The following is a 21,591-nucleotide window of genomic DNA, read 5'->3' on the forward strand; positions in this document are numbered from 1 at the left end:
GACACTGCTTACTCGGGGGGCACTGCGGCCGCCTGTTCGCCGAGGCGGTGAACGGCCCCAACGACGAACAGCGTGATCACCAGCAACGCGACCGCCAGCGGAACGACGGCGTCGATGCCGTCGCTGCGGAACGCGACCCAGATGCGGATCGGCACGGTCCGGGGGGTGGTCGCGACCATCATCGTCGCGCCGAACTCGCCGAGTGCGCGCGCGAACGTCAGCACGATCCCGGCGAGGATGGCGGGCCGGGCCAGCGGGATCGACACCGTCCAGAACGTCGCAAGCGGGCCGCGGCCAAGCGACCGGGCGGCGTCCTCGAAGCGCGGGTCGACGCCGTCGAACCCCGAACGCGCGGCGACCACGAGGAACGGCGCGGCGACGAACGTCTGCGCGAGCACGACACCGATGGGGCTGTTCGTGAGTGGGACGCCGGCCGCGGCGGCCCACGCGCCCAGCGGGGTGAACCGCCCGACGACCGTGAGCAGCATCGTGCCGCCGACCAGCGGCGGCACCACGAGCGGGAGCACGACCAGGCCGTTCACGAGGCGCTTCCCGGGGAAGGTTGCGCGGGCGAGGGTGTACGCCAGCGGCACGCCGAACACGGTCGCCAAGACCGTGGCGGCCGTGGCGGTGGCCAGCGAGGTGCGGATGGCGGCGCGTGCGTCGGGGGCCGTGAGCCGGCTGCCGATGTCGGCAGCGCCGGTGTGCGCGAGGAACGCGACGAACGGCACGACCAGGTACGCCACCAGCACCGCGCCGAGGGCGACGGGCAGCCAGTGGCGTCTGGTGGCTTCGCCGATGGGGGTGCCCGCGGTCATCGCTCAAGCGCGTCGGGGAGCGCGCCCTGGTGGGTGGGGAGTGGCTCGGGGACCGCCAGCCCGGCCTCACGAACCACGTCGGGATTGGCTGCGAGGAATCGCACGAATGCGCGGCCGCCCGCGGTGTTCGATGCGTCGTTCAGCACGGTCGTCGCGTAGGTGATCGGGCGGCCGTGGATGCGGGTGCCGTCGTCGGTCGTGTAGGTCGCGGACGCGTAGTGGTCGGCGCGCTCCGGGGCGGCGAAGTTGTACGCGTCCGGGAAGCCGAGAAACGGGAGGTCGTGGTCGAGGGCCATGTTCTCGTAGACGACCGCGGCGGCGTGGTTGCCGGTTTCGACGTCCGCCAGCAGCTGGGACTCGCTCGGTTTGGTGACCGTTGCGGGGTCGAGGTCCGCGCGCAGGTCCGGCGCGTCGTGGGCGGTGGCGGCGAGCGTGAACGCCATCAGCGTGCGGTACCCCAGCGGGTCGAGTGCGGGGTCGCTGACCGCGATGGTGTCGGGCGCGGCGTCCACGGCGGCCCGCCACCACGGCGTTCCCGCCGCGAGACGGCGGCCAAGCGGCGTCGAGGGCACGTAACAGATGCCCAGGCGGTTGGACGCGAACTCCAGGGCCCAGTCGGCGTGGGCGTCGAACAGCCGCGTTCGCAACAGCGTGGCGTCCGCGCTGATGGCGACATCGGGGTGTTTGGTGCCGTCGCTGATCAACTGCAGCAGGGTCGTCGAGCCGTGGTATTCGGGCCGGAGGGTGTGGTCGGTGGCGTCCTCGAAGGCCGGCCGGATGTGGTCCTCGATGGTGGATGTGAGGCTGCCCGCCGCCAACACGTGGATCGACGCGTCAGCGCCGGTGAGACAGCCCGCAGTGGTTCCGATGATCGCGCCGGCGGTCCCCAGGTACTGCCGCCGCGATACTGGTGCGGTGCCCGTCATGAACACAACTCGTTCTCATTGACCGATAAGGCTAACTCAACTGGTTTTGTTTGACCGCGTGTGCTCACAGCCGACGACACGGTGTTGACCGAGCGGCAGGTGGAGGTGCTCACGCTCCGCGAGCAGGGGGACACCCAACAGGAGATCGCGGACCGACTCGGCACCACGGACGCGAACATCAGCGCCATCGAGCGCGCCGCCCGCACGAACATCGAGCAGGCGCGCCGGACCCTCCGGCTTGCGGACACACTGCAGGCACCGATCCAGTTCACGGTGCCGGCCGGCGAGCGCTTCGACGCGCTGGTGGAGGCCGTCTACGCACACGGTGACGAGGCCGACCTGAAGATCGCGCACTGCCGGCCCGAGCTGTATCTCTCGTTGTACGAGACGCTGGGCGACCACACGACGAAAAACCAGCTCGAAGCCCCGATCACGGTGGGGCTGACGGCCGACGGCGATGTGTCGGTGCACGTCGGGGACACACCGCAGTGAGCGCCGCCGGTTAGTCCAGGTCGTGCCAGGACAACCGCGGGTTGCGGGCGGCGGCCGTCTGGTCGATGCGGCGCGCAGTCGTGCGACTGGGCGCGTCCGCGAGCGCCGCGTCGTCGTCGCCGGCGACAGCGTTGAACGCGTCCGCGAGGTCATCGAGCGTGCGTTTGCTCTCGGTCTCGGTTGGCTCGGTCATCAGCGCCTCCGCGACGAGCTCGGGCCACTTCGTCGTCGGCGGATGGACCCCGTAGTCGAGCATGCGCTTGGCGACGTCGGCGGCGTCCTGGTCGCCCGCGCTCGCGACGAACTCGTGGTGGAACGGCCCCAGCGGGATCTCGTAGTCGAGTTGGTCGGCGAGGTAGTTCGCGTTCAGCACGGCCTTCGCGGAGGCGTCGGCGAGCCCGCTGTCCCCCAGGCGGTCGATGTACGCGAACGCCTTCACGAGCACCGGCCAGTTGCCCTGGAACCCGTGGACCTTCCCGATTGATCGCGGGGGCGTGTACAGCTCGTAGTCGCCGCCCGCGGACTGCTTGACGTGTGGGTCCGGGAGGAACCCCGCGAGCTCGTCGGTGACGCCCACAGGCCCCGCCCCCGGCCCGCCGCCGCCGTGGGGGGTGGCGAACGTCTTGTGGACGTTGAAATGCATGATGTCGAAGCCCATGTCGCCGGGGCGTGCGCGCCCCAGCAGGGCGTTCAGGTTCGCGCCGTCGTAGTACAGCAGCCCGCCGGCGTCGTGGACCATCTCCGCGATGGGTTCGATGTCGCGCTCGAACAGTCCCAGCGTGTTCGGGTTCGTCAACATCAACGCGGCGGTGTTCTCCCCGAGCGCGGCTTCGAGCGCGTCGAGGTCGACGCGGCCGTCGTCGCCGGACGGCAACTCGATGACGTCGTAGCCGCCGAGCGCGGCCGACGCGAAGTTCGTGCCGTGGGCGGCGTCCGGGACGATGACCTCGTCGCGGTGGCCGTCGTCGGTGGCCTCGTGGTAGGCCTCCGCGATCAGGATGCCGGTGAACTCGCCGGCAGCCCCGGCCGGCGGCTGGAGGGTGACCGCATCCATGCCGCCGATGCGCCCGAGGTAGTCCTGGAGGTCGTGCATGACGGCCAGCGTGCCCTGAAGGGCGGTCTCCGAGCGATCCGGATGAACCGCGGCCGCGGGGAGCGCGGCGGCGTCCTCGGTGAACCGGGGGTTGTACTTCATCGTGCAGGAGCCGAGCGGATAGGGGCCGGAGTCGACGCCGTAGTTCTGCTGGCTCAGCCGGACGTAGTGGCGGGCCAGCTCGGGCTCCTCAAGCGACGGCAACTCGACGGTGTCCCGGGTCAGGTCGTCGGGCAGCGAGGAGTCGACCGAGACGGTGGTCTGGTCGTTCTCGCTGAGCAGCGGCTCGTTCGTCTCCCTCTCGGCGGGCGCGTAGCGGGCCTGCTCGTAGTGCTCCATCACTCACTCACCTCCCGGACCGCAGCAACGAACGCGTCGGTCGCGTGCTCGTTGGCGTCCGTAACACACACCTGGATGGTGTGGTCGTCGACGGCGTGGACCCCGAACCCCTCGGCCTCAAGCGCGCTGGCGACGGCGGGCGCGGGTTGTTCGGTGCGGGCCTGGAACTCCCGGATGTGGTGGCGGTCGTCGTGGACCGGCGCTGTCACCCCCGAAACGTCGTCGAGGCGCGCGGCGAGATCACGGGGCAACTCGACCATGCGCTCGGCGAGGTCGACGAGCCCGTCGGCACCCAGCCACGCCGCGTGGATCGCGGCCCGGAGCGCGACCCACGCCTGGTTCGTGCAGATGTTCGACGTGGCGCGCTCCTTGCGGATGTGTTGCTCGCGGGTCTGGAGCGTGAGGGTGAACGCCCGCGTGCCGGCGTCGTCCTCGCTGGCACCGACGAGCCGGCCGGGGACCTGCCGGAGGAACTCCTCGCGGGTGGCGAACACGCCCAACCCGGTGCCGTAGCTCGTGGGCATCCCGAGCACGCTGGCGTCGCCGACGACGACGTCCGCGCCCACGTCGACCGGTCGCTGCAGGATCGACATCGCGACCGGGTCCGAGCCCAGGCAGAACAGCGCGTCGTGGCTGTCCGCGAGGTCGCCGACGGCGCACAGCTGCTCCTCGACGGTGCCACACGTCGTCGGGTTCTCGGCGTACACCATCACGACGTCGGCGTCCATCGCCGCCTCGAGTGCGTCGAGATCAACGTTGCCGGCGTCGGTGGCGTACCGTTCGACCACCACGTCCGATCCGCTCGTGTAGTTCCGGAGCACGTCGACGTGGCTGTCCCGGACGAAGCCGGGGACGAGGACGCGGTTGCCGTCGGCGGCGCGCACGCGCTTGGCGAGCAGTGCGGCCTCGGCGAGCGCGGTCGCCGCGTCGTACATCGAGCAGTTCGCAACCCCCAGTCCGGTGAGCTCAACCAGGAGGCTCTGGTACTCGAACAACACCTGGAGGAACCCCTGTGTGATCTCGGGCTGGTACTGGGTGTAGGAGGTGATGAACTCCGAGCGCTGGGAGACGCTGTCCACCAGCGACGGCACGTAGTGTTCGTAGTGGCCGCGCCCGAGGAACTCCGTGAGGTCGTCGTTGTCCGACAGCCGCCGCCTGACACCGCGAAGCGCTGCCTGCTCGGATTTCGCGTCGATGCCGAACTCGCCGTCGAAGCTCACTTCCGGGGGGATGTCGAACAGCTCTTCGACCCTGTCGACGCCGACCGCGTCGAGCATCGCGTCGGTGTCCGCCTCGCTTGGGGACGCGTACGGGCTGCCGCTCATCGTTGGGTCCGTTGCCTCCCGGCCGCGACGCCGACGGTTCCGATGGCTCTCATGAGCCGACGTTACGACCCTGTGGTAAAGATTCCCCCGGTTCCGGAACGTCGCACCCCGCGAAAATATGCAAGTATATGCATACTTGGCTGCGGTGAAGAGTGACTGTACACAAACACGCGGTGTGGTGGGCTGTTCCGAGGGCGCGCGCCGCCCAGTCTCGTGGCGGCCGGCAGCGATGCCGACGCGATCACCGCCGGCTGGACTGTGTGCCCGCCGTCACGCGATCTGTGCGCGGTAGTCGTCGGAGTCAAGCGTCGCTTCGAGGTCGTCGCTGTCGAAGTCGATCTCGACCAGCCAGCCGTCGCCGAAGGGGGCCTCGTTGACCAACTCCGGCTCGTTCGTCAGGGCGTCGTTGACCGCCGTCACCTCGCCCGAAACGGGCGCGTACAGGTCCGAAACCGCCTTGATAGACTCGACGACGCCGAGCTCGTCCTGCTGGTCGAGCGCGTCGCCGACGCTCGGCAGCTCCACGAACACGACATCGCCGAGTTCGTCTTGGGCGAACTCGCTGATGCCGACGCGGCCGGTCGCAGGGTCGATCCATTCGTGTGATTCGAGATACTGCAGGTCGTCAGGAACGTCGAAGCTCATTGGTCGAGGAAGGGTGGTGTCGTGATGGTTGCTTGCTTGTCGGTGCCACGGATCCGCACCGCAACAGTCGTGCCGTCGGCGGCGTGCGCGCTGTCGACGTATCCGAGCCCGATGGGCTCGCCCAGGGTGGGACTCATCGTCCCGCTGGTGACGGTTCCGATCTCGTCCCCAGCAGGGGTCGTGACGGCGTAGCCGTGCCGCGGGACGCCACGCTCGTCCAGTGTCAGCCCCACGAACTGCTGTTCGGGGCTGTCCGTATCGGCGAGCGCGTCCCGCCCGACGAACCCCGACTCCGGCGCGACGGCGAAGCCGATGCCCGCCTCGAACGGCGTCCGCGGGTTCTCCTCGGGGTCGAAGTCCTGCCCGGACAGCAGGAAGCCATGCTCCATGCGGAGGGTGTCCCGCGCGCCGAGCCCGCAGGGCTGGCAGTCGTTCGCGATGGCGTCCCAGACCGCGCCCGCGCCGTCGGCCGGGAACACGATCTCGACGCCCGCTTCGCCCGTGTAGCCGGTGTTCGCCACGAGGCACTCGACGCCCGCGACGCCGACGGTCGCGGCCTCGAAGCGTCCGAGGTCGTGGACGCCATCGCCGGCGCGCGCCGCGACCAGGTCGGGCGCGTCCGGCCCCTGGACGGCCACCATCCCGTAGTCCGTGGTGACGTTGTCGACGGACGCGTCGAGGTTGTGGGCGTCCCGGTGGTCGGTCCACCGGTCGAACGCCGCCGCGTCGTGGCCGGCGTTGGGTACGAACAGGAACGCGCCGGGCCAGTCGGCGGGGGTGCGATAGACCACGGTGTCGTCGATCATGATGCCGTCATCGTCGGTGATGGCGGCGTACTGTGCGTCCCCGGGGTCGAGACGCGACACGTCGTTCGTGGTCAGTCGCTGCATCAGTCGTTCGGCGTCCGGCCCGGACACCTCGATCTCGCCCATGTGCGAGACGTCGAAGATGCCCGCGGCCTCCCGAACCGCGGCGTGCTCCGCCTGGATCCCGTCGAAGTCGACGGGCATGTTCCAGCCGCCGAACTCCGTGAAGGAGGCGCCGCGGTCCTCGTGTCGGCCGTGCAGCGGCGACGTTCGAAGACCCATACGTGGCCCGTCGCGTCCCGGGAAGTAAGGCTTTCGTAAACAGGTGTGCTGGTGCGTCCCCCGCGATGGCATAAACCACTGGACGCGATACGAAACGGCGGCGTGTCGAGCGCCGCCCGCTGTGGCGGTGGCTACGAGAGGTCGTTGAGCAGCGACGCGAACTCGTCGGCGGACGGGATCAGGTAGAACGTCACTGGAGTCTCGGTGAGCGCCGGGAGCTCCACCCCGAGGTTGACCATGATCAAAAGCGGCTGCTCGGTGCCGGACGGGCGGAGGGTGTCGGCGATCACCGGCCCGGAGTCGTGGTATACAGTCGGTGGTCCGTGGATGATCTCGATCCCCAGGGAGTTCGCGATCCCGTCGAGGAACCCCGACGCCAGGATGTTCATCAGCTCTTTGAGCGCGCTCTCCTGCATGTTCGAGAGGGTCCCGGCGATCTCCGTGCCGGTCATCTGTTCGGCGAGTGCCGCACCGCCCGTGTCACCGAGGTTCAGGCAGAACACGCCGTGCGGGCGGGATTCGAGGGGAACCGAGGCGGCGTACGTTTGGGCTGTGCCGAGGTGTTGCCCGAGGTCTTCGGGTGCGAGAAAGGTCAGCCCAGTGACCGAGACGGCGGCCTCAACACCGGCCAGTTGTTCGATGTGTCCGCGAACGGTCGCCGCGCTTGCGTCCGCCAGCTCGTTGATGTCACGGAACGCACGCAGCTCGATCGTGGCACTCATACGCACGCAAGTTGGCGATGCCGAAACTTATATTGCCGGTTGCCGCCAGCCGGAGTCCGACACCGAACGGGAGAGCGGGGTCGTTCCGGCACGCTCTTGGCCGGGGACCGCCCAGCGGGCGTATGGACCGACTGCGGGAGCTGCGTGCGGATCGTGAAACGCCCGGCGGGGTGGCGCTGTTCGTCGACGGCCCGAACGTGTTGCGCGACGAGTTCGACGTGGACTTAGACGACGTCCGGGAGATCGCCGGCGAAGTCGGCCCGCTGGCCGTGACGCGGCTCTACCTCGACGAGCACGCGACGCCGTCGCTCATCCAGGCCGGGGAAGCCCGAGGGTACGACGTGCGCGTGACCAGCGGCGACGTGGACGTGAAACTCGCGGTGGACGCGACGGAGCTGGTGCTCGACGACGGCGTGGACGTGCTGGCCGTTGCCTCCCGGGACACCGACTTCAAACCGGTCTTCGAGCAGGCCGAGCGCCGCGGGGTGCGCACGCTCGCCATCGCCCCGGGCGAGCACGGCCGGTCGGACGCCCTCCGAAACGCGGCGACGGACGCAGTCGTGCTCGGCGACGACGCGTAGGCGGGCGCACAGGCGTCGCCGGCTCAGATGTCGATGTCGATGCCGCCGTCGGAGTCGTGCTCGGTCATGGGGAGCGCGCCGGCGATGATGCTCGTGAACGCGTCGAGGCCGCGGGTCTGGTACCAGACGGAGCCGCCGCCGGTGAACTCCATCACGAGCCCTTCGCCGCTGAGCAGCGTCGACTTCAGGCCGCCGACGCGGCGGGCGTCGAAGTCCACGGACTCCTCCCAGGCGACGACGTGTTCGTTGTCTACGACGTAGGACTCGCCGGGGTCGAGGTCGACCCGCTCGATGCCGCCGAACGCCTCAAGGAACACCGTGCCGGTGCCCGAGAGCGCCAGCGGTGTGATGCTTGCGCCCGCGAGCAGCGACTTCAGGCCGCCGAACTCGGAGGCCACGTCGAGGCTGGGGTCGGACGCGAGGAACGCACCGTCGACGGCGTACAGCGTCTCACCGTCGAGGTCGTGCTGCGCGATGTCGCCGGGTTTCGGCGGTGCGAGTGTGACCCGGCCGGCCTCGTGGTCGGCGGTGAACTCGTTGGCGAACGCCGACTCGCCGCCGAGCATGGACTTCGCGGAACTGAGGAGGCCGTCACGGGTGGTCGACGTGTCGATGCTGACGCCCGCGGAGTGGCTCACCATCGCCCCGGGTTCGGCGAGGATGGATTCGCCGGGGTCGAGGTCGACGACGAGGTGCGCGTACGACGGACGGTGGGTGATGTCGACGTGCATACTGGGAGTCCACCTCGACGTTCCGGGGCATCGGGGTTAAGCGTTGGCCGCGGCCTCACAGCGTGCAACGGCCCGGCGACGACCCGGGACGGACAGCCTTTCGGGGGGCAGGCGCGAACCGCCGAGCATGAGCGAGTTCGACCAGCCGGTGCTCGACGACCACCTCCACCTCGACGCCGAGAACCAGGGGCTCGACGCGGTCCGTGACTTCGCGCGGGCCGGCGGCACCCACCTGCTCGTCGTGAACAAACCCTCCTGGCACCTCGGCGTCGAGCCCGACACCGGCGCGGACTTCCGGCCGGTGTTCGAGGAGACAGCGCGCCTCGTCGAGGCGGCCCGCGAGATCCTGGACGGGGAGGCGTGGCCGGTGCTCGGCGTGCATCCCGGGCTGGTCTCCCGGCTGGTCGAGGAGCGCGGGTTCTCTCCGGGGGACGCCCGGGACCTCATGTGTGCGGGCATCGACGCGGCCGCCGCGGTCGCCAGCGAGGGGCGGGCGGTCGCGCTGAAGTCGGGGCGCCCACACTACGACGTCAGCAGCGCCGTCTGGGAGGCGTCGAACGCGGTGATCCGACACGCCTGCGAGCGCGCGGCGGACGTGGGCGTCTCGCTGCAGTTGCACACCGAGTCCACCGACGACCTGACCGCGGTCGGCGAGTGGGCTTCGGCGGCCGGGCTCGCACCCGAGGCGGTCGTGAAACACTACGCGAGTGGCCGGCTGTCGGGCTGCACGCCCAGCGTGATGTGCGACAAGGAGTACCTCCAGGACGCCGTTGTGTCGGGCGAGCGGTTCTTGATGGAGACGGATTTCATCGACGACGCCGACCGGCCGGGCGCGGTGATGGGGCCGAAGACGGTGCCGCGGCGCGTGCGGTGGCTCCTCGAATCCGGCCACGAGGACGCCGTTCGGCGCGCGCACGTCGAAACACCGGCGGCGGTCTACGGCATCGACACCGAGGCCACCCTAGATGGGTGACTGGGGCGTGTGAGCACACGCTGGCTGCGCGGTGAAGGAAAGGCCTTTGTCTCGCGCGGCCACCCGTTCGGGTATGAGTGCCCCCGAAGAGGAGTTCTACTCCGAAGAACGCTGGCAGAACTGGCTGGATCGGCTCCGCGAGGAGGAGCTGGATCCCGAAGACGAGGATTCCGCGCGGCTGTTGTTGAACCTCCAGGACGACGTGGCGATCGCCGCCGCGAAGATCCTGAACGCGTACGACAGCGAGGCCGTCGGCGAGTCCGAAGCGGTGGACGAGCTCGCGGACATCCGGGACGTCGTGCTCGCGGAGCCCGCGTTCGACGACGAGGACAAGCTGATGTTGGTCGATGGCGTCCAGACGAGTCTGGTCGCGGTGTTCTACAGCGCCGAGCAGTACGTCGCGGACGGTGTCGCCGACGACGCGCCGGTCATGGAGTACGTGCGGGCGGCCGTCGAGGCGGAAGCCGAGGAGGACCTCGACCGCGCGCTCGGACTGGTGGCCGCCGGCGGGACGCGCGTCATCGACGGTGACGAACTCGACATGGCGGTGCTGGAGGAGGTCGAGTACGGGCTGGTCACCGAGTGGGTGAACGGCCTCGACAGCCTGCAGAGCGCGCTCTCGGACCCCGAAGTCATCGAGGACGAGGAGAGCGGGGAGTGAGCGAGTAGCCGCCGCGTTTATATCCGTCGCTGTCCGATGTCGTCGAACAGTGCGATTCAGGGACGACACGCGTGGGGTGACGGTGCAAGTGGGGGCTGTGTTGCTGTTTGCCACCATCATTATCGCGCTTGCGGTCTATCAGGCGACGATCGTCCCAGCGCAGAACGCGGACGTGGAGTACAAACACAGCCAGCAGGTCCAGGACGACCTCGTGCAGTTGCGGAACTCCGTGTTGGGGACCGCGTCCGCTGGCGACGCGCGCCCGGTGTCGGTCACGCTGGGGACGACGTATCCGTCTCGCGTGTTCAGCATCAACCCGCCGTCGCCGGCGGGGCGGCTGGCGACCGAGACGTACGCCGACGGCACCATCCGCGTGTCGAACGTCGCGGCGACGAACGCCGAAACCCGGGATTACCTGAACGGAACGTGGACCGCGACGACCAAGTACATCTCGTACACGCCGGGGTACAACGAGTTCCAGACGGCACCGACGACGCGGTACACGGCGACGCTGCTTGCTGATTACTACGCCGACGAGGAGTCGTCGGTGTTGCAGACCGATCAGGTGTTGGTTCGCGGCGACACGATCACGCTGGTGTCGGTGGCTGGGTCGTTGGACACCGCGCAGGCCGGGGCGGTGGCTGTCAGCCCGGCGGCCGTGAGCGCGCCCCACAAGCGCGTGCAGGTGGAGCCGAAAGACGCTGCCCAGCCGGTGACGGTGTCGGTGCCGACGACGGTGTCAGCGGCGACGCTGCAGTCCCAGACCGGGCTCGGGGGGCGTGACGGCGTGTCGGTTGTGGACGCCGGGCCGAACCGGGTGAACATCACGCTCGAAACCGGCGGGCCGTACACGCTGCAGACCGCGCGCGTCGGGGTTGGCGAGACGCCGCCCAGTCCGGGGCCGCGGTATTTGACGCTGGTGGGCAACGACAGCGACCAGGTCACCGTGGCGGCGCGGGACGCGTTCAACAACCCGGTCGCGGGGGCGTCGGTGGTGAGTCGGTCCGAGCGGGTGACCAAGGCCGTGCAGACGACCGGCGAGGACGGGCGCGCGACGTTTGCGTTGCGGGACGACGGCCGACCGGTGACGGGAGGCGGCGAGCGGGTCAGCTTCGAACTGGTGAACGCCTCGGGGACGACCGCCGAGCGGTTCGTGAACGTGACCGTCGACCGGGAGACGATCGTCTCCGGCGACGGCGGGGGGGATCTGGTTCGCGTCGGCGGGTCGACCGTCTTTGATATGAACGACGACCGGGTGACGGGTGGATTCAATTTCACGGTGCGAAACGAGTTCAGCGACGCGGTGACGATCACCGACGTGTCCGTGCTGCCCGAGGACGGGTCGATCGACTTGCTCTCCGACGATGTCCGATCGGAGGGCCGGCGGGCGAGTGAGCTGTACGTCGAGGCCGAGGACGGGAATCAGACGTTTGTCGATGTACCGACGAGAGGCGAGCAGTACGCGTACCTGGGACCGCGAGGCATGACGCTGTCGACGGAGCGAAGCCGCGAGGAGCAAGGACGGGAGGAGGGGGGATTTGGGTTAGGCTCAGTGCCGTTGACCACGGCCGTTGGCGGCTCGGTCGACGTGTCACCAGGAGAGGAGGCGACCGTCGAGATCGGGGAGTTCTACCGATCGAACAACAACAACGACCGCAGCCTCGACGCCGTCGACATCACCGATGAAGACGTTCGCGTGCTGGTGAGCTACCGGCGCGGCTCGACGAGCGGGAGCCGGGAGTTCGCCGTGACAGGGGGTTACAAGCCGTCCGGAGAGAACTTCCCCGAGGTGACGATTACCGACATATCGAGACGAGGCCCAGGCACCACTGTGGAGTACACTGCGAACGCGAACGGGGACGGGGACCTGTCAACGGTGACCGTGACCACGGAATCGATTTTGGGCACGACCAACAGTGAGACTGTATCGGTGTCGGGGGAAACAGATACCGGAACGGTCAGAATCTTTGGACTTAGACCACTGGTAATCACGGTGACGGTGACGGATACGGACGGGAACACCGCCCAGGACGTATATCCTCGATGACACCAGCGTTCGACTATCGTCGAACAAGCCATCGACAAACCCATAAGGTATTCTCGAGTACGCCCGCTCATGACAAGCGTCGGCATCGACGCCATCGAGATCCACACGGGGAAGCTGAAACTCGACCTCGCGGAGACGTTCGCCCCCGAGATGGGCGACGATCCCGAGAAATACACGAAGGGCCTGGGGCTGCACGCGTCGTCGTTCCCGGACGCCTACGAGGACATCGTGACCATGGGCGCGAACGCCGCGCACCGGCTGCTGGAGCGCAAGGGCCTCGAACCCGCCGACGTCGGCCGCATCGACGTGGCCACGGAGTCCGCGTTCGACAACTCCAAGCCGGTGTCGACGTACATCGCGGGCTGCCTCGAACAGGTGTACGACGGCGACTTCCATCACGCCAACAAGGGCGAGCGCAAGTTCGCGTGCATCGCCGGCACCCAGAGCCTCGACGACGCCGTGAACTGGATCCTCGCCGGGCGCAACCGCGGCCGGGGCGCGCTCGTCATCGCCACCGACACCGCGCTGTACGCCCGGGACTCCTCGGGCGAAGCCACGCAGGGCGCGGGCGCGGTCGCGATGTGGATCACCGAGGACCCCGACATCGTGGAGCTGTCGACCGAGCAGGGCTACGGCTCCGCCGACGAAACCGACTTCCTGAAGCCCAACCAGCAGTTCCCGAGCGTCGACGGCAAGCGCTCGATGCAGGTCTACCTCGCGCGGATGCGCGAAGCCCTCCAGGATTTCGAACGCGCAACAGGCGCATCACACCCCAACGACTACGCGTTCATCCCGTTCCACACGCCGTTCCCGGGGATGGTGCGGAAGGCCGCCGTCCTGGGCTACCGCCACATGATCCGTGGCACCGACATCGAGGAGGAACTCGCCGCCGACATCGGCCGCCAGCCCCGCCGCGAGCGCTTCGACTCCGACGACGCCTTCGAGGACGCGATCAGCGAGTACGTCGACGGGCTCACTGACACCGACGCCTACCGCGAGTGGTACGACGCGGCCATCCAGCCGACGCTGTCGATCTCCAGCCAGGTCGGAAACTGGTACACCGGCTCCGTGCATCTCGCGCGGTTCAGCGCGCTCAAACACGCCGCCGAGAACGGCATCGACCTCGCGGGCAAGCGCCTCCTGGTGGCGTCGTATGGCTCCGGCGCACAAGCAGAGATCCACAGCGAAACCGTTCAGGACGGCTTCACCGAGGCCGTCGCGGCGTCGACGGTCGACGAGCAGATCGAGCAGCGCTACGACATCAGCTTCGCCGAATACGAGCAGGTCCACGACCGCCACAACCACGAGAAAAGCGTGGAGCTTGAGCCGTTCACGCAGCCCGACGCCGAGTTCGTCTTCGACGGCTGGGGGCCGATGAACGAGCGCAAGTACACGTACGTCGAGTGAGCTACTGCGACGGCGACGCCCCGGCGGCGGTCAGCTCGGGGAACGACTCGACGTTGGCGTAGGCGACCGCCTGCTCGCCGAGCGTGCGGGCGCGGGCCGCGATGTCGTCGTCGGTGATCTCGCCGTCGCCGATCGTCGTGGCGGCGTTCGGGACGCCGACCTGGTGGGGCAGCGTCCACGCGTCGAGGGCATCACACACCCCGCGGAGGTGGCTCAGCGCCTGCCGTGGGAACCCGCCGCCGGCGACGCACACCAGCCCCACGGTCGTCCCGCCGAGTTCGTCGCGGCCGCAGTAGTCCAGGGCGTTCTTCAGCGGGGCGCTGTAGCTGCCGTGGTACATCGGAGTGCCGAGCACGAGCGCGTCGGCGTCGGCGACACGGGCGCGGAGCGCGGGCGCGTCGCCGGCGTCGCGGTCGTCGCCGTCACGCGGCGGCAGCGACAGCTCCCGGAGGTCGATCAGGTCGGTCGTGACTTCCGTGTCGGTCACGGCGGTGGCACCGTCGAGGACGGTTCGCAGCGCGGTTCGCGTGCCGGAGTCGTCGCTGAGGCTTCCACAGATCGCGACGACGTGTGTGTCGACAGTCATCGTATCCCGCACGTACGGCGGGGGACGTATAAGCGCTCGCGGAACTGGGTTTTTGTAGCTCCCTAGGCGTGTTGGCGAAGCGACGCGAGCATGTCCTCGACCGGCATCTCGGTGACGGCCAGCGAGAAGCCGTCGCGCTTGGCGAGCGCCGGCGCGTGCTCCCAGAGGTCGTCGGGGGACAGCCCGTGGAGCAGGACGGCGCTGGGCGTCGGGTCCACGACCCGCATCGCGACCAGCGGGCTCTCCCCGCGGGAGACGTTCGTGAACCCGAGCACGCGGCTGGTCGACTGGCCGTAGAGCCGGTAGAAGCCGTCGCCGGAGAGGCGCTGGATGGCCTTGATCGAGTCGATGACGGTGTGCCCGGAGACCGTGTCCCGGTCCCCGGGAACGACTTCCGTGGCGTCGACGGCGTCGTAGAGGGCATCCAGTTCGACGGCGGCCGGGTATTCGCGGAGGTCGAGCACAACGTCGCTGTCGAAGCCCGCCGAGAGCACGCGCGCGAACTGCCCGATGTGGGTGCCGCCGCGGCGCTCGTCGATGTCGAGCAGCGCGTTCACCAGGCGGCTGACGAGCGCGATCCCGGGGCTCTCCCGGCGGCCGCTCTCGTAGTCCGAGATGACCGACGAGGACACGTCGAGTTCGTCCGCGAGCGCGGTCTGGGAGACGTCGAAGTCGGTGCGCCACTTCCGGAGCGTGGCCCCGGGGTCGTCGCTGAGCGTGACCTCCCCGGAGATGCGCACGGCAAGCCCCTCCCGTGGGTCGTCGTCGGTATCCATGCCCTCGGTTTGGCTGACGCCCGGGAAAAAACCATCCAAGACGACCCCAGCGCGGACAGCAACCGCTAACCCGCGGCGGCTGGAAGGCGCGGGCATGGTGGACGTGAGACCGTACACGGCGGCGGACGAAGCCGACCTCTGGGAGCTCAAACGGGCGTTCGAGCGCGGCCTGGGTGCCGGCACCGGGGACGAATCGAAAGCCAAGCAGTACGCGGACAAGCTCACTGCGGACTACCGGGCGCGGTGGCTGGACTGGGTGGCCGACTGCGTCGCGGAGTCCCCGGCGTGCGTGCAGGTCGCCGAGTCCGAGGACGGGCTGGTCGGGTACGTGTTCGTTCTGCCCGAGTCGTTGGCGTTCATCTGGGACGCCGCGGTTCTCAACGAGATTTTCGTCCGCGACGCGCACCGGGGACGTGGGGTGGCCGACGAGTTGCTGGCGGCGGCCCGCGAGGTGGTTGCCGGCCAGTCACTGCCCCTGGACCGGCTCGTGTTGGACGTGGACGGCGAAAACGAGCGCGCGGCGGCGTTCTACGAGCGCCACGGCTTCGAGCACTGGGGGGAGTTGGTCGCCCGGGACTGCTAGCGCGTGACGGCCGCGAGCGCGCCACCGGCCGCACCGAACACCGCGGGGTAGCCGATGCCGGCAACGAGCACGCCCAGCGCGTACTCGACGTGAACGGTGGCCGTGCCGGCGGTGAACCGGAACACGGCGACCCCGAGCACCGCGGCGACGGCGTAGCCGGCGGTGACCCGCACGCCGACGCGCAACCCACGGTCCGCATGCGGGGTGCCGTCGTGTCGGCCGGCGATGAAGCCCGCGACGACCAGCAGCCCCGCGGGAACGAGGAGCAACACCAGGGGCGCGTTTCCGTCGATGATGAGGTTCCGGGAGAGCCGGCTGCCGCCGACCGCGGGTGTGGAGAACGCGACGGCGTGGGCGTTGTAGAACAGCCACCCGACGGCCGTCCAGGTGGGAATGGGGTCGCCGCCGAGCAGGGCGAGAACGGCGTTGTACGACTGGAGGGCGGCCCCGACGGCGTCGGACTGCCAGAGGTACGTGACAGCGTACCCCACCACGTAGGCGGTGATGCCGCCGATGGCGGCTGGGAGCGTGGCGGGGCGTGTCGTCGGCGCGGTTTCAACTGACTGCATACCAGCCCGTGGTGTCCCTGCCGGCAAGTCACTTCTGGGGACGGCGGGCTACGTGGTGGGTGGGGCGTCGGCGCGTGCGGTGATGGCGTCGGGGTGCAGCCGGAAGAACAGGAACTCGGTTTCGACAAGCGGCCGATCGAAGGTGTCCAAAAGCGGGATGTCGACGCGCCGGAGCGCGGAAAGCGCCGTGGTCGAGATGGCGTCGGCGTCCGTCGGCTGGAGGCGGCCGTGGGCCACCACGCTGCACCAGCCGTGGTCGGCCTCGTCGTGGACGACGAACGACACGTCAAGCGGCGTCGTTTCCGGGTCCGGCTTGTCGGTGTCGTCGCCGTAGGACAGCCGGAAGAAAAACGACTCGGTGTCGGGGTCGTAGCCGTACGAAACCGGAAGCGAGTGCGGTGGGCCGGCGTCCTCGCGTCCGAACGAGAGCACGCCGGTTCCGCCGGGCGCGAGGAACGCGTCGCGGTCGTCGGGCTCCAGGTGGACGGCGGTCGTGTCAGTCATGCCATGCGTAGCTACCGAGCGGTGGGGCAAAACTGTAGTGGCCGGCCGGTGCTCCGCAACACCTAACCCGAACTCCCGCGTACGGAGTGTCAATGGTAGATTGGACGGAGAAGTACCGTCCGGCGTCGCTGTCGGAGGTGCGGGGAAACGACACGGCCCGGGACGCGCTGGCGGAGTGGGCGGAGACGTGGCCCGACCACCGCGAGGCGGTGGTGGTTCACGGCAGCCCCGGCATCGGGAAGACGTCGGCGGCCCACGCGCTCGCGAACGACGCCGGCTGGGACGTCGTGGAGTTGAACGCCAGCGACCAGCGCACGGCCGACGTGGTCGAGCGCGTCGCCGGGGAGGCCGCCAGATCGGGCACGCTCACCGGCGGCTCGGGCGGCCGGAAGCTCGTGTTGTTGGACGAGGCGGACAACCTCCACGGGAACATCGACCGCGGCGGCAGCGCGGCGATCACGCGGCTGGTCGATGACGCCCCACAGCCCATCGTCCTGGTGGCCAACGAGTACTACGAGATGAGTTCGTCGCTGCGCAGCGCCTGCCGGGAGATCGAGTTCCGGGACGTCTCGAAGCGGTCGATCGTGCCCGTGTTGCGCGACGTCTGCCGCCGGGAGGACGTGACCTACGAGGAGGACGCGCTGGCGGCGATCGCCGAGCAGAACGCGGGCGACCTGCGGTCGGCGGTCAACGACCTGCAGGCGCTCGCCGAGCAGGACCGCACGCTCACCGCCGACGACGTGGTGATGGGCGAACGCGACCGCACCGAGGGGGTCTTCGATTACCTGGACGACGTCATCGCGACGCACAGCGCCCGGGAGGCGCTGCAGGCGGCCTACGATGTCGACGAGACGCCCGACGACCTCCTGAGCTGGGTGGCGGACAACGTGCCCAAGGATTACCGCGGCGGCGAGCTCGCGGACGCCTACGAGTTCCTCTCGAACGCCGACGTCTGGCTGGGGCGCGTGCGGGCGACCCAGAACTACGCGTACTGGCGCTACGCCACGGACAACGTGGCCGCCGGCGTGGCGGCGGCGCGCCGCCACGACCACGGCGGCTGGACGCGGTACGGGCCGCCGAGCTACTGGCGGAAGCTCGGGAGTTCGCGGGCGACCCGGGAGAAGCGTGATTACGTCGCGCGCCACATCGCGGAGACCGCCGGCTGCAGCATGGCGACCGCGCGCAACGACGTCCTCCCGTTTCTCAGGGTGCTCACCCACCACTGCAAGAACCGCGAGCTGACGGTGGCGATGACGGCCGCCTACGAACTGGACACCGAGCACGTGGCGTTCGTCACGGGCTCCGGGGAGACGACGAACAAGGTGGCGTCGATCGTGGCGGACGCCGAGGAGCGCCGGACGGACGCGGCGGTCGACCACTCGGAGGGGGCGTTCGCGGGCGCGGTCCGCGAGGACAGCACCGACGAGGACAGCGCCGCCGACGAAACTACTGACGACGACGAAGACACCGAAGCCGACAGCCAGCGCGGCCTCGACGAGTTCTTCTAGGCCGTGGCTGCCGTCGGCGGGGTGTGCGCGCGGATCCGCGCGGTCGCGACGAGGAGGGCAGCGATGACGACCGCGAGCGCGTAGTACGCCAGCTGGATCGTGGGGCCGAACGGGAAGAGCCCGACGCCCAGCAGCACCTGGGCGGTCGACAGGAGCGCGACGCCGCCGGTGGCGGCGGCGCTGCGGGTGGCGTTGCGCCGGAGCGACCAGACGAACGCGGTGAACGCGGCCGTGAACAGCGCCAACTCGAAGGTGTGGTGGATGATCTGGATCCAGGAGCCGTACACGGTGAAGATGGTGCCCCGGGAGAACGCCACCTCGAACGGGAGCACTGCGAGCGCCGCGAGCACGGCCGTTCGGACGCGGCCGAGGCCGATCCCGGCGGCGTCGCGCATGCGGAGCGCGGTGTAGGTGACGGTGCCGAGGATGGCCATGGCGGCGAGGTGGTGGACGGCTTGCGTGAGTGGCTGGTAGCCGCCGGGCACGAGCCCGCTGAACGTGACCGTCGTGCCGCCCAGGATCACTTGCAGGGGCAACAGGACGATCGCGAGGACGCCCGCGAGCTTGATGTCACGGGCGTCGAAGTTTCGGTAGGCGGCCGCGCCGGTGCCCAGGATGAAGAACCCGACGACCATCGCGACCGAGCGGTGGAACTGTTCGATGAAGTCGTTGACTGGCAGGCCGAACGGGAGGAACTGGCCGCTACAGTCGGGCCATTGGAGGCCACACGTGGCTCCGGAGCCCGAGACAGCGGTGAACTCCCCGAGGAGAATGAGTGCGAACGTGAGCACGGCGGTCACGGCCGCGAGCTGGTAGGAGCGACGAGCCATATGGGAGGGTTTTGGGCGGCCGTACGTATGCGTGTCGGGTTCGTCGCCCCCGCCCCGAGTTCGACAGGTGACGAAGACGAATACGACGCGTTGGGACAGGTTTTTGCGGGACGCCAGCGCTGGGTCACGTATGGGACTCGATGATGACGCGCTGGACTACCACGCCAGCGATCCACCGGGCAAAGTAGAGATCTCGACCACCAAGCCGACGAACACCCAGCGTGACCTCTCGCTGGCGTACTCGCCGGGCGTGGCCGCGCCGTGTCGCGCCATCGCCGACGACCCCACGGAGGCGTTCACTCACACCACCAAGGGCAACATGGTCGGGGTCGTGTCCAACGGGTCGGCGGTCCTGGGGCTCGGCGACATCGGCGCGCAAGCCGCAAAACCCGTCATGGAGGGGAAAGGCGTGCTGTTCAAGCGGTTTGCGGACATCGACGTGTTCGACATCGAGTTGGATCAGGCGACCGCCGACGAGCTGGTTGCCACCGTCTCGGCGATGGAACCCACGTTCGGCGGCATCAACCTCGAAGACATCAAAGCGCCGGAGTGCTTCGAGGTGGAGCGCCGACTCGGCGACGCCATGGACGTGCCCGTGTTCCACGACGACCAACACGGCACCGCCATCATCTCCGGGGCGGCGCTGTTGAACGCCGCCGAGATCGCGGGCAAGGACCTCAGCGACCTCGATGTCGTCTTCTCGGGGGCCGGCGCGTCGGCCATCGCCACGGCGAAGTTCTACGTCAGCCTGGGCGTCGACCGCGAGCACATCACGATGTGTGACTCCTCGGGAGTCATCACCGAGGACCGCGACGTCAACGAGTTCAAGGCCGCGTTCGCGCAGCCCGCCGACAGCGGCGGCGACCTCGCGGACGCGATGGCGGGCGCGGACGTCTTCGTCGGGCTGTCCGTGGGCGGCATCGTGAACCAGGCGATGGTGCGCTCGATGGCCGACGACCCGATCGTGTTCGCGATGGCCAACCCCGACCCGGAGATCGACTACGAGTCCGCGAAAGCCGCCCGCGAGGACACCGTGATCATGGCCACGGGTCGCTCGGACTACCCCAACCAGGTGAACAACGTGTTGGGGTTCCCGTTCATCTTCCGGGGGGCACTCGACGTGCGCGCGACCGACATCAACGAGGAGATGAAAGTCGCCGCCGCGACCGCGCTGGCGGACCTCGCCAAGCAGGACGTGCCCGACGAAGTGGTGAAAGCCTACGGCGACCAGCCGCTGCAGTTCGGCTCGGAGTACATCATCCCGAAGCCACTGGACCCACGCGTGCTGTTCGAGGTCGCGCCCGCCGTCGCGGACGCGGCGATGGAGACCGGCGTCGCGCGCACCGAGTTGGACCTCGTGGACTACCGGGAGGAGCTGGAGGCCCGCCTCGGGAAGAGCCGGGAGATGATGCGCATCGTCATCAACAAGGCCAAAAGCGAACGACAGCGCATCGCGCTGGGCGAGGGCGGCGACGAGAAGATGATCCGCGCCGCCCACCAGATGCACGAGGCGGGGATCGCCGACCCCGTGCTGTTGGGCGACCGGGACACCATCCAGGGCACCGTCGACGCGCTCAGCCTGGATTTCGACCCGGACGTCGTCGACCCCGACGAGGGCGACCACAGCGCGTACGCCGACACGCTCTATGACCTCCGCAAGCGCAAGGGCATCACGCGCAACGAAGCCGAATCCCTGGTCGCCAGGGACCCCAACTATCTCGGGTCGACGATGGTCGAAGCGGGCGACGCCGACGCCTTCCTCACGGGGCTCACGCACCACTACCCGTCGGCGCTGAAGCCGCCCCTGCAGGTCGTGGGCACCGCCCCGGACACCGACTACGTCGCCGGGGTGTACATGCTGACGTTCCAGAACCGCGTGGTGTTCTGCGCGGACGCAACGGTCAACCAGGACCCCGACGCGGACGTGCTCGCGGAGGTCGCACAGCACACCGCGGACCTCGCGCGCCGGTTCAACGTCGACCCGCGGGTGGCCGTGTTGTCGTACTCGAACTTCGGCAGCGTGGACAACGAGGGCACCCGAAAACCCCGACGGGCGGCACAGCGGCTCCGCGAGGACGACGACATCGACTTCCCGGTGGACGGCGAGATGCAGGCCGACACCGCTGTCGTCGAGGACATCCTCCAGGGGTCGTACGAGTTCAGCGACCTGGACACCGCCGCGAACGTCCTGATTTTCCCGAACCTGGAGGCCGGGAACATCGGGTACAAGCTCCTGCAGCGGTTGGGCGGCGCGGACGCCATCGGTCCGATGCTCGTGGGCATGAACAAGCCGGTGCACGTGCTCCAGCGCGGCGACGAGGTGAAAGACATCGTGAACCTCGCGGCCGTCGCGGCGGCCGACGCACAGCAACGCGAGGACTGACCGG

The 21,591-nt window shown here is 69.1% G+C and carries 22 protein-coding genes; 9 read left to right on the plus strand and 13 right to left on the minus strand.

Annotated elements, in window-relative coordinates:
• Positions 1–8: 8 nt before the first annotated feature.
• Together JRZ79_RS19360 and JRZ79_RS19365 are read right to left on the minus strand one after the other, a co-directional pair.
• Positions 9–818 (minus strand): ABC transporter permease, encoded by an 810-nt coding sequence (locus JRZ79_RS19360; RefSeq protein ID WP_205252010.1) that lies wholly within the window; start codon positions 816–818, stop codon positions 9–11.
• Positions 815–1,744: an extracellular solute-binding protein gene (locus tag JRZ79_RS19365; protein ID WP_205252011.1), complete on the minus strand. Its 930-nt coding sequence runs from the start codon at positions 1,742–1,744 to the stop codon at positions 815–817. Before JRZ79_RS19365 ends, JRZ79_RS19360 begins: the two co-directional genes overlap by 4 nt.
• Positions 1,745–1,804: 60 nt before the next feature.
• Between JRZ79_RS19365 and JRZ79_RS19370 the strand changes: the two genes are divergently transcribed.
• Positions 1,805–2,236, plus strand: coding sequence for a Tfx family DNA-binding protein (locus JRZ79_RS19370; protein ID WP_010903164.1), 432 nt, complete (start codon positions 1,805–1,807; stop codon positions 2,234–2,236).
• Between the two features lie 10 nt (positions 2,237–2,246).
• Here JRZ79_RS19370 and gcvPB read toward each other — a convergent pair whose 3' ends face one another.
• The 5 genes from gcvPB to JRZ79_RS19395 form a co-directional block, all read right to left on the minus strand.
• Complete coding sequence (gene gcvPB, locus JRZ79_RS19375; protein ID WP_205252012.1) at positions 2,247–3,668, minus strand: aminomethyl-transferring glycine dehydrogenase subunit GcvPB; 1,422 nt, start codon at positions 3,666–3,668, stop codon at positions 2,247–2,249.
• On the minus strand, positions 3,668–4,993 hold the full coding sequence (gene gcvPA, locus JRZ79_RS19380; RefSeq protein WP_205252013.1) for an aminomethyl-transferring glycine dehydrogenase subunit GcvPA: 1,326 nt from the start codon (positions 4,991–4,993) through the stop codon (positions 3,668–3,670). The genes gcvPB and gcvPA overlap by 1 nt, the downstream gene beginning before the upstream one ends.
• 270 nt (positions 4,994–5,263) lie before the next feature.
• Positions 5,264–5,638, minus strand: coding sequence for a glycine cleavage system protein GcvH (gene gcvH / locus JRZ79_RS19385; protein WP_205252014.1), 375 nt, complete (start codon positions 5,636–5,638; stop codon positions 5,264–5,266).
• The gene (gene gcvT / locus JRZ79_RS19390; protein WP_205252015.1) at positions 5,635–6,726 is read right to left on the minus strand and encodes a glycine cleavage system aminomethyltransferase GcvT; all 1,092 of its coding nucleotides are present in this window, start codon (positions 6,724–6,726) and stop codon (positions 5,635–5,637) included. Before gcvT ends, gcvH begins: the two co-directional genes overlap by 4 nt.
• 131 nt (positions 6,727–6,857) lie before the next feature.
• Positions 6,858–7,448, minus strand: a complete 591-nt coding sequence (locus JRZ79_RS19395) for a chemotaxis protein CheC (RefSeq protein WP_010903169.1) — start codon at positions 7,446–7,448, stop codon at positions 6,858–6,860.
• 122 nt (positions 7,449–7,570) lie between these two features.
• Between JRZ79_RS19395 and JRZ79_RS19400 the strand changes: the two genes are divergently transcribed.
• Positions 7,571–8,029: an NYN domain-containing protein gene (locus tag JRZ79_RS19400; RefSeq protein ID WP_205250877.1), complete on the plus strand. Its 459-nt coding sequence runs from the start codon at positions 7,571–7,573 to the stop codon at positions 8,027–8,029.
• Positions 8,030–8,052: 23 nt separating this feature from the next.
• Here the strand turns inward: JRZ79_RS19400 and JRZ79_RS19405 are convergent, their stop codons facing one another.
• On the minus strand, positions 8,053–8,760 hold the full coding sequence (locus JRZ79_RS19405; RefSeq protein ID WP_205252016.1) for a TIGR00266 family protein: 708 nt from the start codon (positions 8,758–8,760) through the stop codon (positions 8,053–8,055).
• A 127-nt stretch (positions 8,761–8,887) separates the two neighbouring features.
• On the opposite strand from JRZ79_RS19405, the gene JRZ79_RS19410 reads away from it, so the two are divergent.
• The 4 genes from JRZ79_RS19410 (at position 8,888) to hmgB (ending at position 13,848) form a co-directional block, all read left to right on the plus strand.
• Positions 8,888–9,733, plus strand: a complete 846-nt coding sequence (locus JRZ79_RS19410; RefSeq protein ID WP_205252017.1) for a TatD family hydrolase — start codon at positions 8,888–8,890, stop codon at positions 9,731–9,733.
• Between the two features lie 73 nt (positions 9,734–9,806).
• On the plus strand, positions 9,807–10,394 hold the full coding sequence (locus JRZ79_RS19415; RefSeq protein ID WP_205250880.1) for a DUF2150 family protein: 588 nt from the start codon (positions 9,807–9,809) through the stop codon (positions 10,392–10,394).
• Positions 10,395–10,443: 49 nt separating this feature from the next.
• The gene (locus JRZ79_RS19420; RefSeq protein ID WP_205252018.1) at positions 10,444–12,441 is read left to right on the plus strand and encodes an Ig-like domain-containing protein; all 1,998 of its coding nucleotides are present in this window, start codon (positions 10,444–10,446) and stop codon (positions 12,439–12,441) included.
• A gap of 69 nt (positions 12,442–12,510) precedes the next feature.
• Positions 12,511–13,848: a hydroxymethylglutaryl-CoA synthase gene (hmgB, locus tag JRZ79_RS19425; RefSeq protein WP_205252019.1), complete on the plus strand. Its 1,338-nt coding sequence runs from the start codon at positions 12,511–12,513 to the stop codon at positions 13,846–13,848.
• 1 nt (position 13,849) lies between these two features.
• On the opposite strand, the gene JRZ79_RS19430 is transcribed toward hmgB, so the two are convergent.
• Positions 13,850–14,434 carry an NAD(P)H-dependent oxidoreductase gene (locus JRZ79_RS19430; protein ID WP_205252020.1) on the minus strand — a complete coding sequence of 195 codons (585 nt, stop codon included), beginning with the start codon at positions 14,432–14,434 and terminating at the stop codon, positions 13,850–13,852.
• Positions 14,435–14,496: 62 nt separating this feature from the next.
• Positions 14,497–15,210, minus strand: coding sequence for a helix-turn-helix domain-containing protein (locus JRZ79_RS19435; RefSeq protein WP_012289362.1), 714 nt, complete (start codon positions 15,208–15,210; stop codon positions 14,497–14,499).
• 94 nt (positions 15,211–15,304) lie between these two features.
• Between JRZ79_RS19435 and JRZ79_RS19440 the strand changes: the two genes are divergently transcribed.
• The gene (locus JRZ79_RS19440) at positions 15,305–15,793 is read left to right on the plus strand and encodes a GNAT family N-acetyltransferase (protein ID WP_205252021.1); all 489 of its coding nucleotides are present in this window, start codon (positions 15,305–15,307) and stop codon (positions 15,791–15,793) included.
• On the opposite strand, the gene JRZ79_RS19445 is transcribed toward JRZ79_RS19440, so the two are convergent.
• Both JRZ79_RS19445 and JRZ79_RS19450 read right to left on the minus strand, forming a co-directional pair.
• Positions 15,790–16,362 carry a transporter gene (locus JRZ79_RS19445; RefSeq protein ID WP_205252022.1) on the minus strand — a complete coding sequence of 191 codons (573 nt, stop codon included), beginning with the start codon at positions 16,360–16,362 and terminating at the stop codon, positions 15,790–15,792. The two genes, JRZ79_RS19440 and JRZ79_RS19445, sit on opposite strands and share 4 nt — an antisense overlap.
• A 48-nt stretch (positions 16,363–16,410) precedes the next feature.
• Entirely contained in the window at positions 16,411–16,866 is a 456-nt protein-coding gene (locus JRZ79_RS19450) for a pyridoxamine 5'-phosphate oxidase family protein (RefSeq protein WP_010903180.1), read from the minus strand.
• Positions 16,867–16,958: 92 nt separating this feature from the next.
• Between JRZ79_RS19450 and JRZ79_RS19455 the strand changes: the two genes are divergently transcribed.
• Positions 16,959–18,374 carry a replication factor C large subunit gene (locus tag JRZ79_RS19455; RefSeq protein ID WP_205252023.1) on the plus strand — a complete coding sequence of 472 codons (1,416 nt, stop codon included), beginning with the start codon at positions 16,959–16,961 and terminating at the stop codon, positions 18,372–18,374.
• Here the strand turns inward: JRZ79_RS19455 and JRZ79_RS19460 are convergent.
• Complete coding sequence (locus JRZ79_RS19460; protein WP_205252024.1) at positions 18,371–19,204, minus strand: heme A synthase; 834 nt, start codon at positions 19,202–19,204, stop codon at positions 18,371–18,373. The two genes, JRZ79_RS19455 and JRZ79_RS19460, sit on opposite strands and share 4 nt — an antisense overlap.
• A gap of 130 nt (positions 19,205–19,334) precedes the next feature.
• Between JRZ79_RS19460 and JRZ79_RS19465 the strand changes: the two genes are divergently transcribed.
• Positions 19,335–21,587, plus strand: coding sequence for an NADP-dependent malic enzyme (locus tag JRZ79_RS19465; RefSeq protein WP_205252025.1), 2,253 nt, complete (start codon positions 19,335–19,337; stop codon positions 21,585–21,587).
• Positions 21,588–21,591 lie beyond the last annotated feature (4 nt).

It is taken from the genome of Halobacterium sp. BOL4-2 (genome assembly GCF_016917835.2).
GTDB lineage: Archaea > Halobacteriota > Halobacteria > Halobacteriales > Halobacteriaceae > Halobacterium > Halobacterium salinarum.

Coding starts and splice junctions, on each gene's coding strand:
- JRZ79_RS19405 (WP_205252016.1), bottom strand. CDS start 8,760: ATGCACGTCGACATCACCCACCGTCCGTCGTACGCGCACCTCGTCGTC.
- JRZ79_RS19360 (WP_205252010.1), bottom strand. CDS start 818: ATGACCGCGGGCACCCCCATCGGCGAAGCCACCAGACGCCACTGGCTG.
- gcvPA (WP_205252013.1), bottom strand. CDS start 4,993: ATGAGCGGCAGCCCGTACGCGTCCCCAAGCGAGGCGGACACCGACGCG.
- gcvH (WP_205252014.1), bottom strand. CDS start 5,638: ATGAGCTTCGACGTTCCTGACGACCTGCAGTATCTCGAATCACACGAA.
- JRZ79_RS19435 (WP_012289362.1), bottom strand. CDS start 15,210: ATGGATACCGACGACGACCCACGGGAGGGGCTTGCCGTGCGCATCTCC.
- JRZ79_RS19430 (WP_205252020.1), bottom strand. CDS start 14,434: ATGACTGTCGACACACACGTCGTCGCGATCTGTGGAAGCCTCAGCGAC.
- JRZ79_RS19450 (WP_010903180.1), bottom strand. CDS start 16,866: ATGACTGACACGACCGCCGTCCACCTGGAGCCCGACGACCGCGACGCG.
- JRZ79_RS19440 (WP_205252021.1), top strand. CDS start 15,305: ATGGTGGACGTGAGACCGTACACGGCGGCGGACGAAGCCGACCTCTGG.
- JRZ79_RS19365 (WP_205252011.1), bottom strand. CDS start 1,744: ATGACGGGCACCGCACCAGTATCGCGGCGGCAGTACCTGGGGACCGCC.
- JRZ79_RS19445 (WP_205252022.1), bottom strand. CDS start 16,362: ATGCAGTCAGTTGAAACCGCGCCGACGACACGCCCCGCCACGCTCCCA.
- JRZ79_RS19465 (WP_205252025.1), top strand. CDS start 19,335: ATGGGACTCGATGATGACGCGCTGGACTACCACGCCAGCGATCCACCG.
- JRZ79_RS19395 (WP_010903169.1), bottom strand. CDS start 7,448: ATGAGTGCCACGATCGAGCTGCGTGCGTTCCGTGACATCAACGAGCTG.
- JRZ79_RS19455 (WP_205252023.1), top strand. CDS start 16,959: ATGGTAGATTGGACGGAGAAGTACCGTCCGGCGTCGCTGTCGGAGGTG.
- JRZ79_RS19410 (WP_205252017.1), top strand. CDS start 8,888: ATGAGCGAGTTCGACCAGCCGGTGCTCGACGACCACCTCCACCTCGAC.
- gcvT (WP_205252015.1), bottom strand. CDS start 6,726: ATGGGTCTTCGAACGTCGCCGCTGCACGGCCGACACGAGGACCGCGGC.
- JRZ79_RS19460 (WP_205252024.1), bottom strand. CDS start 19,204: ATGGCTCGTCGCTCCTACCAGCTCGCGGCCGTGACCGCCGTGCTCACG.
- hmgB (WP_205252019.1), top strand. CDS start 12,511: ATGACAAGCGTCGGCATCGACGCCATCGAGATCCACACGGGGAAGCTG.
- JRZ79_RS19400 (WP_205250877.1), top strand. CDS start 7,571: ATGGACCGACTGCGGGAGCTGCGTGCGGATCGTGAAACGCCCGGCGGG.
- JRZ79_RS19415 (WP_205250880.1), top strand. CDS start 9,807: ATGAGTGCCCCCGAAGAGGAGTTCTACTCCGAAGAACGCTGGCAGAAC.
- gcvPB (WP_205252012.1), bottom strand. CDS start 3,668: ATGGAGCACTACGAGCAGGCCCGCTACGCGCCCGCCGAGAGGGAGACG.